The sequence below is a fragment of the Rhodococcus sp. P3_B8 genome, from assembly GCF_056402775.1.
The window spans coordinates 1-10040 of sequence record NZ_JBFUGT010000245.1 but is presented as its reverse complement, the minus strand read 5'-3'; the positions used below and the strand labels follow the sequence as shown (position 1 = coordinate 10040).

General features: G+C 63.1%; 12 protein-coding genes. All 12 read right to left on the bottom strand.

Annotation, left to right across the window (positions count from 1 at the left end):
* Nucleotides 1-582, bottom strand: a 582-nt coding sequence (locus AC1D1G_RS35560) for a cytochrome P450 family protein (protein ID WP_477955777.1), incomplete at its 3' end; no start/stop codon positions are given.
* A 175-nt stretch (nt 583-757) separates the two neighbouring features.
* Complete coding sequence (locus AC1D1G_RS35555) at nt 758-985, bottom strand: ferredoxin (protein WP_283352101.1); 228 nt, start codon at nt 983-985, stop codon at nt 758-760.
* Nucleotides 986-990: 5 nt separating this feature from the next.
* Entirely contained in the window at nt 991-1872 is an 882-nt protein-coding gene (locus AC1D1G_RS35550) for an SDR family NAD(P)-dependent oxidoreductase (RefSeq protein WP_283352100.1), read from the bottom strand.
* 105 nt (nt 1873-1977) lie between these two features.
* Entirely contained in the window at nt 1978-2130 is a 153-nt protein-coding gene (locus AC1D1G_RS35545) for a DUF1059 domain-containing protein (protein ID WP_411194608.1), read from the bottom strand.
* A 169-nt stretch (nt 2131-2299) separates the two neighbouring features.
* The gene (locus AC1D1G_RS35540) at nt 2300-3649 is read right to left on the bottom strand and encodes an MFS transporter (RefSeq protein WP_283352099.1); all 1350 of its coding nucleotides are present in this window, start codon (nt 3647-3649) and stop codon (nt 2300-2302) included.
* A gap of 87 nt (nt 3650-3736) precedes the next feature.
* The gene (locus tag AC1D1G_RS35535; protein ID WP_283352098.1) at nt 3737-4927 is read right to left on the bottom strand and encodes an aromatic ring-hydroxylating oxygenase subunit alpha; all 1191 of its coding nucleotides are present in this window, start codon (nt 4925-4927) and stop codon (nt 3737-3739) included.
* Nucleotides 4928-4972: 45 nt separating this feature from the next.
* Nucleotides 4973-6388 (bottom strand): aldehyde dehydrogenase family protein, encoded by a 1416-nt coding sequence (locus AC1D1G_RS35530; protein WP_477955776.1) that lies wholly within the window; start codon nt 6386-6388, stop codon nt 4973-4975.
* 91 nt (nt 6389-6479) lie between these two features.
* Nucleotides 6480-7142: a TetR/AcrR family transcriptional regulator gene (locus tag AC1D1G_RS35525; protein WP_477955775.1), complete on the bottom strand. Its 663-nt coding sequence runs from the start codon at nt 7140-7142 to the stop codon at nt 6480-6482.
* Nucleotides 7142-7678: a flavin reductase family protein gene (locus tag AC1D1G_RS35520; protein WP_283352096.1), complete on the bottom strand. Its 537-nt coding sequence runs from the start codon at nt 7676-7678 to the stop codon at nt 7142-7144. Before AC1D1G_RS35520 ends, AC1D1G_RS35525 begins: the two co-directional genes overlap by 1 nt.
* Nucleotides 7679-8039: 361 nt before the next feature.
* Complete coding sequence (locus AC1D1G_RS35515) at nt 8040-8528, bottom strand: hypothetical protein (protein WP_283352095.1); 489 nt, start codon at nt 8526-8528, stop codon at nt 8040-8042.
* A 17-nt stretch (nt 8529-8545) separates the two neighbouring features.
* A complete protein-coding gene (locus AC1D1G_RS35510; protein ID WP_283352094.1) occupies nt 8546-9040 on the bottom strand; it encodes a lipocalin-like domain-containing protein in 495 nt (164 codons plus the stop codon).
* Nucleotides 9041-9058: 18 nt separating this feature from the next.
* On the bottom strand, nt 9059-10040 hold a 982-nt coding region (locus tag AC1D1G_RS35505; protein ID WP_477955772.1), incomplete at its 5' end, for a thiolase C-terminal domain-containing protein.

Sequence of the window (10040 nt, the reverse complement as noted above, 5' to 3'; positions counted from 1 at the left end):
CACCCTATCCACGAACGCACCGAAATACTCGAACACGTTCGTAGCCGCCTCCGCCCGAGCGCGAGCGGACCCCTCCTCGTCGGCGCCCGGAATTCCCTGGAGCGCAATGTCCGTCCATTCAGTGAAGCGTTCGGCGTCGTCGAGTGGCCAGCCCATCAAGGTGAGGAAGACACGGGTCGGCAGCGCGTGCGCGAACTCGGCGACGAATTCACATCGGCCCGAGCACGCGAAGCCGTCGATCAGTTCGTTGATGATCTCGCGGATCTTCGGCTCGAGCTCCTTCATCCGCGCCGGACCGAACAAGGGCTGGAGTGCCTGCCGGTACTGCGTGTGCTCAGGCGGATCGATCTCGACGGGAATGAACTTGCCCTGGCCGGCGTCGACAAGATTGTTCGGATAGCTGGAGAAAGTCTCGGCATCACGCAGAATGCGGAAGATGTCGTCGTAACGCGTGACAATCCAGTGCCCACCGTAGTGCGGCGAATAGAGGATCGGACCGCGGGCGCGGAGTTCGGCGGCCTTCGCCTGGAAGACGTCGACCGGCGCGGCAAGAGCCGGGTCGTAGACGTCGAAATCGACCATCAGATCCGTTGCGATGTCGTGAATTGTCAAGGCAGAACACCCTTCGAAAGCCGCTCGGCGCGTCGAGCGTCCACGTTGTTCGTGAGCTATCGACGCGCCGTTCGGATGGCACGGAAGATATCGAGGATCTGTCGGTCATGCCGTCAGCCTTGGTAGCAGATGCGTTCCRACAGGATTATCCGAGAGTCAACGCTCGTTCCGGGCACACCGCGACGGCCTCCTCGGCCGCCGCGATGTGCTCGTCGAGCGCGAGTGCGTCCTGAAGGATCACCGGATACCCGGAATCGTCACAGTCGACGACCTCGGGGGATCGGCTGTAACACAGGCCGTGTCCCGCGCACACCGACCGATCCACGACCAGGCGGCGCGTACCGTATTCCGTTCTCGTGTCGTGGGCAGTCATGATCGTTACTCTTCGCCGGTGACCATCGGCGGAGGGTTGTTCCCGTCTTCTGGGAACATCATGGCCACACGAGACAACGTGCCGCCATCGGTCGTCGGCAGCGTGACACCCGAGATGTATGCGGACTCATCCGAGACCAGGAACAGCGCTGCCCGAGCATTGTCCTTCAGTGACGGCGGACGATTGAGCTTGAGCGGAATCGGCGACACGCTCGGCTCCCACGGACCCGCCACTTCCTCATAGGACTGACCGACGACCGGCGTACCCGCAGGGGCGAGAAAGTTCGGCGACATTCCGTGTGTCGGGGCGATCGCATTGACGCGGATTCCATACTTGCCGAGATCCAGACTCAGGGCCCGAACCATACCGTTCACACCGGCTTTCGTCGCAGAGTACGCCGCGATGCTGTGATACGCCGCGAACGACGCCGCCGACGACGTCGCAAGGATGACACCACCACCGTTGGCCCGCAGCGCCGGCACTGCAGCCTTCGCGGTGTAGAACACGCCAGAGAGGTTGACCCCGATGACGTCCTGCCAATCCGCGTCCGTCAGATCCTGGAACTCGACCTGCTCGCCACCGGCGACGGACGGCACACCACCACGCGAGATGACGCCTGCATTGGCCCATGCAATGTCGAGCTTGCCGAACGCGGCCATGGTGGCCGCCACGGCCTCGATCACCTGCTGCTCGACTCGCACATCCGCGGTGACCGCGATCGCCGAACCACCCTGCTTTTCGACCAGCTCGACCGTGCCCTTGGCGCGCTCCGGATCGATATCGACCACGGCGACCTTCGCGCCCTCCGCGGCGAACAACTGCGATGCCTCGCGTCCCAGCCCGGAACCGGCACCGGTGATGAGCGCGACCTTACCTTCGAGTTTCATGAAGTCTCCTGTGTTCGGGAATGTGTCGGATGAATGGAAGCTGTCATAGGACAGCGGGATGACAGAGGTGGCACCGAACAGCTCTGTGTCGCGAGTACAGCGGTGCTAATACGCGATGAACAGAATCTCGTCGCGCGAGTACTCCATGCCCGGATGCGACTCGCTCAAATGCTCCTGGGTTTTCACGACCAGGTCGTCGTCGTCACTGCCGGTGATCGCGGCGCCACACGGACAGCTCAGCCTTGTCTTCATTCTCATGCCGGTCAGCCTTTCTGCGCTTCCCGCGCGGTCGCGATRCGTTCCGCACGTCGGCGAACGGGAAGTTCGGTAGCGCGTCGACGAACGTGGTCGACGTCACATCACATTAACTAATGCACATAGGTTTTTCAACCCCCGCGTCGGCTCGATCGCATCGGACACATGGTGATCAGGCAGGCTCCGCGGCCTTCTCTACAGACACGTCAGTCTCGGACACGGTCTTGTTCTTCCGCGGAACCAACGACACCAGCACTGCGGCAGCCACTCCGGCGAACGCAAAGGCGTAGAAGGCCCAGTCGGCTCCGAGTGCAGAGCTCATGATCATTCCGGTGAGTACGGGACCGCAGACACCGCCGAGCCGGCCGAGACCCACTGCCAGCCCGAGTGCCGTGCCACGCGCGGCCGCCGGGTAGAAGACTCCGACGAATCCATAGACGCCCGTCGTCGACGAGGCACAGAAGCCGATCAGGAGAACCAGTCCGAACACGAGCGCCTGTGCCGGCTGCAGAGTCAGGGCGGACACTGCGAGCGCCCCGAAGACGAAGCTCACGGAAATGACGGGACGTGATCCCAGCCGATCCGCAAGACCGGTGATGACCACCATGCCGAATCCGCTGCCGATGTTGAAGGCGAGCAGGAATGTCAATGCAGACCCGAGATCATAGCCGGAGGACCTCAGCATCTGAGGAATCCAGGTGTTCATGCCGTACGAGACGAGAAGACCGAAGAAGGTGATGAGCGGGAACATGACCGTCGCAATCCTGTAGCCGGGGGCGAACAGGAGCCTCAGTCCCGACGACGAGCCGGTACTCCCACTCGTCGACTTATCCAGTGCCATACCGGATTCGGCGCCGGCATCGATGGAATAGTGCTGTGCCAGTTCCCGGGCCTCGTCGTGCCGACCCTTGCTTGCGAGGAAGGCAATCGATTCGGGCAGGTTTCGGTACGCGATGACAAACAACACGACACCCAGAAGGCCGCCCACTGCGAACATCGATTTCCAGCCGAACGCAGGGATCATGAAAATGGCGGCAATCGCGACGACGCACCCGCCGATGGGAAAGCCGGTCTGGATCACACCGTTGTAGAACTGTCGCCGGTCGACCTTGACGTATTCCTGGGTGAGCGCGATCAAGGTGGGGAGTGCTCCGCCGAAGCCGAGCCCTGCCAGCAGCCTGAACAGGCCGAACATTTCCAGGTTCGGCGCAATGGCGCACAACCCGGTGAACACGCTGAAGCTGACGATGCATGCAAGTACCACGGGTCGTCGCCCGATGCGATCTGTGATGTAGCCGGCAAGCATTGCTCCGGCCATCATTCCGAACAGGGACAGGCTGCCGATCAACCCCGCCGATGCAGTGGTGATCCCCCACTGTTCCAGTTCGAGCAACGTCGGCAGGACCGCGCCGAACATGATGAGGTCGACACCGTCGAGGATGGTGATGGCCAAGCAGGTGAGGACCACGGATCGGGCACCCGAGACGGCTCTTTCCTTCCCCGGGACAGAAATCTGCGACATGTTGGGGTTCCTTCGGGTCGTTGTATCGGGGTTCGGTATTTGTGACTGCACGGATGGCGCGTGTTCACACCATGGGTGCGATGGAGCTCAGCCCCACCTGCGCGGATCTGCGAACGCGCGCCCCATCCATTGGTGGAAGTGCTGATTGGCAATCTCGTTGCGTCCGAAATAGAGGGGTCCGACATCTGTATTCGCGACGGACTTCTGTACGCCCTCGTTGACCACGAGGTCCTCGTCGCGTAGCACGGCCATGAGAATTTTCCAGTTCTTGTCCCACCGCGCCTTCTGCTCGTCCGTTACCACCGGCTCCCGAGTGAGCAAACGCATCTGCATCCGAGTCCCGACGGCTGTGCCCGGGGCGGGGACGAAGTTGAGCACCTCCAGATGATCCGGTTGACGGAGCACCGACATATTGGGCATCAGAAAGTGCGCCACGGTGATATGCCGATCGATGGGGGCATCCTCGGGTGCCACATCGCGCACCGAGTCGATGCTCTTGCGAGCGGTGACCATTCGTCCGTGCCTGCCCATCGGCTCCCACGCCTGCGCGTTGTTGTAGAAGTACGGGGCAACGGTTCCGGCGTGTGTCGAGGTGATGTGGTAGCCATCGAGGAAGGCGTCCATCAACACCTTCCAGTTGATGTCCACATCGAAGTTCTGGGCGATATGGCAGTGGTACTTGTCCATGTCCATGGCGGCGAGGGACTCGTCGAACTCGCGGCCGAGCCACTCCGCGATGTCGATCTTGCGATCACCCGCGGCGGAGTCGATGACCCAGACGAAACCGTGCCGTTCCTCGACCGGAACCTCCAGCAAACTCATGCAACTACGATCGACCGTCCCGAAAGTCGGCTCGTCCGCGATCGACCGCAGCCTGCCATCGCTGCCATACGCCCACCCGTGGTAGCGGCACGAAAAGATGCGCTTCGAACCCTTCTCCTCGGGAACGAGCTGCGCTCCTCGATGCCGGCAGGTGTTCACGAAGCCACGCACCCTCCCGTCCGCCTGCCGAACGAGAACAACTTCGTTGTTCGGCAGCTGGACAGTCGCAAAGTCGTTGTTTCCGGGCAGTTCGGTACTGTGTGCCGCGATGATCGGCACGTACCCGAACAGTTCTCTGCGCTCCCGCGCCGCCAGCTCCGGATCGGTGTATACGCGCGGATCGACCTCGAGGATTTCCGGTGCCATATCGGTGGTGCCGTTGTCGAGGTGATCGAACATCGCCCGGGCAAAGCCCGCTTTCGTCGCCTCGTCGTACGGCAGATCGGTGTAGACCATCGTGCTCACTCCTTCGGGGACCGCTGCGGGCCCACAAGAACGTCGTTAAAGCTGCAGACTCTTGATTTCGACAAACTCCTCCAGGCCGAACGCCCCGCCCTCACGCCCGTGACCGGACTGCTTGAATCCGCCGAACGGTGCAGCCCCATTGAACTTTCCACCGTTGACCTCGATCTGCGTTGCACGCAGTCTGCGCGCCACCGACTTCGCGCGCTCGGGGTCGGCGGACCACACGGCGCCGGCAATACCGAAAATCGTTCCGTTCGCGATGTCGATCGCGTGCTCGGTCGTGTCGTACGCGATGATCGACAGCACCGGACCGAAGATTTCCTCCTGGGCGATCGTGCTGTCCGGGTCCACCTCGGAAAACACTGTGGGTTGGACGAAGAATCCGGTACGGGCAGGTGCGTCGACCGAGCCGGCGACGAGCTTCGCGCCCTCCTTGACGCCGGCACGAATGTAGCCGAGCACCCGCTCGCGCTGAGCTGCGGTCACCATGGGTCCAAGCTTCGTGTCGCCGCTCGTGGGATCGCCCGGGGCATATGCCGCCACCGCTTTGGCGGCGAGCTTCTCTGCCTCGGACAGGCGCGAGCGCGGTACGAGCATGCGAGTCTGCGCGTTGCAGGACTGCCCGCCGTTCATGTAGCAGGCACGCACGGTGTGCGGCACGGCCTTCGCGAACTCCTCGACATCGAGGTCATCGAGCAGCACCGCGGCGCTCTTGCCGCCCAGCTCGACCGAGACCCGCTTCACGGTCCCGGCGGCCAGTTCCAGCACCCGCTTACCGACCGAGTTCGATCCGGTGAAGCTGACCATGTCGATATCCGGGTGAACGGCGATGGCCTCACCCACAATCGGACCGTACCCGTGCACCATATTGAAAACTCCGGCCGGGATCCCGACCGCTTCGACCGCCTGCGCCAGAGCGTGGGCGGTGAACGGAGCAACCTCGCTGGCCTTGACGACCACCGTGCACCCGGCCACGAGCGCGGCGCCGATCTTGGCGGTGATCTGGTGCAACGGGTAGTTCCAGGGCGTGATACATCCGATCACGCCGACCGGCTCACGCACGATAAGGGAGTTGCGGAGCGGTTCTTCCCACGGGAAGTCCTTCGCCGCGGTCACTGCCTCCCGCAGATCGACGATGCCCAGTCCGACCTGGGCCCACCGAGCGACCCTGCGTGGCGTGCCGACCTCGGCGACGACGATGTCGGTGATGTCGTCCTGTCGCCGCTCCAGTTCGTCGGCCAGACGCGACACGAACTCGGCCCGCGTGTGCGGGGCGGTCTGCGACCACTGGCCCAAGGCCCGTCGTGCGGCAGCGACCGCCATATCGACATCCTCGGCAGCTCCGGCGGGGACGCTCCCGATGCGCTCTTCGGTGGTCGGGTTGACGACGTCGATTTGCTCCGTGCTTGTGGCGGCAGTCCACTTGCCATCCACATATAGTTCCAAACTCACGATAATTCTCTCCGTTAGTCGAGTTGAGGTAGTTACCGGTGCATCGAATCCCTCGAGCACCGAGGGGAATTGAGACGCAGCTAGTCCACGTTCATGATTCGAGCAGTTCACGCAGGCTTTCGTCACTTACCGGCGTCGTGGCTAGACCCATCACCCCGGCAAGGAATCCGCGGATCGTGACCACGAAAAGTTCACGCGACGACCACTGGTTGGCCTCCAGCGCGCGGGCGAGGGTCGGGTGTCTACGCTCATCGACCTTCGGGAAGACCTCTGTGCTACCGACCGGATCGCGCATGATATCGCTCAGAGTGGTTGCGAGAGCAAGCTTCTCCAGACCGTCCAGTATCACCACGTGGAGTCGCGCCGGGACGCCCCCGTCCTCGAGGATGCGCGCACACCGTTCATACGTTYGGGTCAGGACATCCCGAGGAAGGAACTGCACCAACACGAGAGCGGCATTGGGATGACGCAGGATCGCGTCGCGGTAATTGAGGCTGAGTTCGACGAACCACTCCACCCAGTCCGTGCCCGATGAATGCTCGGGCATTGTCGCCCCGGTCATCAGCTCCTTCGCCACCTCGGTCATGAGCTCACGACGATCAGCGAAATGGTGGTACAGCGAGGAGGTCCGTACGTTCAGCTGTTTGGCCACGCGCGGCAGACTGAACGCATCCATGCCTTCGGTGTCGATGATCTCGATGCTTGCCGCGATGGTCGCACTCCGGCTGATCAGAGGCTTTGCCGGTCTCCCCATCAACTCCCACTTTCGATCGATCCGAGACTCAGCTCCACAACCCCGCCGTATCGGCTCCGATGGAAAACCAGCGGCTCCGTCACCGGATCGGACCCGAAATCGAGCATGCCGGCAACGGCGATGAGGTGATCTCCACCGTCGTGCTCCGCAGCGAGCGCCACCTCGAACCAGGCTGCCACCCCCTCGAGAATCGGCGCGCCGCGCTCGGCCGGGCGCCACTGCACTCCGGCGAATTTGGGTCCACCCGATTTCGCGAAACGGTCGCTGAGATCGCGTTGACCCGAGGAGAGAACGTTGATACAGAAGGTCCCGACGGTACGGATCGCCGGCCAACTCGTCGAACGCCGGCTCGGGCACAGCAAGACCTGGGGCGGATCCAGCGACAATGCCGAAAACGACTGACAGGTGAACCCGGCCGGTTCGTCGCCCACCATCGCCGTCACCACCGTCACGCCGGAACAGAAATGTCCCAGAACGTCGCGAAGCGCCCGCGTGTTCACAGCCGATTGTGTGCTGTTGTCCGATCGTGTCGACACGTGTGGTCCTCTCATACTCTCAGTGCGATGTGCACTCTGATCTCGCCTGCAGGACTGAGCCATCCGCGACAATCCGCGAACTCGATCATTGCTTCAAATCGTGTCGACCACGACGGGTCCAATGCCTGCTCACCCGCAAGGGCGCGGATCGTGTCTGGTTTGACGAAGACCTGCTGTGCGCCGGATGGTCGGCCGAGGGCCGAGAGTCGGTCTGCCCAGATTCTGCACTTCGGGTCAGCCGGCTCGATGTGGAGGGAGCCGAACTCGTCGGCGTCTTCGAGCCGGAACTGTGACTTACCGAAAATCTCGTCAACCACGATTCGCATGGGTTTCTCCCCCGTTCGTGGTGGTGTGGTGGGAACTAGTGGACATCTTGTCGCACCGCCGATTCCTGGACCGGTCGGCGGGCTTCGAGGATGGGCAGCACTTCATCCAGCAGTAATTGCACACATGCATCCCTGACGTTCCCCTCCGTGACAGCAGGAACGACAGTGACGCCGTCGGCAATGTCGGCTGCGCGGATGTCGAGAATCAGACTTGCCAGGCCGCTCGGCGTTCCGACGTAGACGACGGTGTCGCCGTCCGTCATGCCAGTTTCCGACGGGCGCCTCTGTCCTGTGCCGGCTTCGGAGCGCGCGGTGCGAGCGTCCGGCGCGATATGGACGACGACGTCGAGCAGTACGTCGACCCGGCCACCGGATGTGTCGCCCGCGGCCCGAATGTATGCGCGCTTCTTCTGCGCCTCTCGAAGGTTCGGGGCTGTAATTCGCACTGTGTGGGGGTCATCCAGGCTCCGCACCACGATGGTGCTGTCGACCGGCGCGTCCGGCGTCGACAGGTCCACGGCCACGGTGAGCTGAGCCCCGTTCACGACGTGGTCCGTCCCGCACGGGGTGCGGTTCGTCGCCACACCAGTGCCGGTGACAGGGTGGTGGTGCGGAACACCAGTGGATCCGAGGACAGGGTCATGCGGTCGCCGTCGAAGCGCACATGCCGCTTCTGGTTCTCACCGAGCCAGTTCGGGTACAGCGATACCGCCATCTCGTGCCATACGGCGGAGCGGTCTTCGTCGACGTGGTAGGGGCCCGAATACGCAAGGTATCCCCCGGCAGCCTCGCTTCGTTCGCTGTTCTCGCCACTGTGGACGTTGCGCGAGCGGTACGGGGCTCGGCCGGGGCGCATGATTTGTGCCGACATGAACCCGTCCGCCGAGTAGATGATCAATCCGCGGGCCTCGGGACCGAGTGGGTAGTCGACTTTTCCGCTGTCGGAGGTCGTCGAGTACTCGACCAGTTCCCAAGCCCCGACGATTCGTTCGGCGATCGAGACGCCTTCGGTGTCGGTGTCTGTGTGGGTGCTCATGTCATGCTTCCTTTCAGCTCACAGCACGTCGCGCGTGCAGAGAAGGACCGAGCTCGACAATGCGGCCATGGGCCCGCCGATGAAGAGCGAGACCTGCGCATCGGGAACCTGGTTGGTGGAGGTTCCACGCACCTGGCGCACGGCCTCGACTGCCAGACCCATACCGTTGACGAACGAATCCGCGAGGTTTCCACCACTGGTATTCACCGGGAGCAGCCCGTGCGGGGCGGTCAGATTCTCGAGGGTCATGACCTTGCCGGCATCGGCACCGCGCGGGCACAGACCGTGATCGATCAGTGCAGCCACACCCGAGCCGCTGAAGTTCTCGTATACCTGGACGACGTCGACCTGGTCGGGACCGAGGTCGGCATCCGCCCACAAGGTTTCGGCAACTCCGGCGGCTCCGGAGAATCCGGCCGAGGTGTAGTCGAGATCGTTCTCGCTGTCGACAGCGTATCCGCCGACCGCGCCCTGACTGCCCGCGAGCACGTAAGCCGGACTGGAAGAGAGTTTCTCGGCGCGGYCGGCGGCGACCAGAATGAGCGCCACAGCTCCGTCGTTCTCCCGTGAGCAGTCGTACAGCCGGTAGGGCTCGACGATCATCCGCGATGCTGCGTAGTCGGCTTCGTCGAGCGGTCGGCCGAATGCCGCGGCGTGCGGATTGCGCTGCGCGTGGAAGTAGTCCGCGAGAACCAGGGATTTCATCGCAGATTCCGGAACACCGTCGTGTTCGAGCATCCGTCGGGTGCGCAGCGCGCAGGCTTGCGCCGGCGATCCGACCCCGTGCGGGAGCATATGGCCGTCGAAGTGATGCTTGGCGTATCCGAGTCGGCCGGAATCCTTTTGTGCCATGGCACGATACACAACCACGCACCGCGCTTGCCCTGCAGCGATGGCGACTGCCGCGTTGGTAATCGCCGCGGCAGCACCACCTCCGCCACCACCCCAGATCATGGTGGACCATCGGATCCGGGGTGACATGAGCGACGCACCCACGACC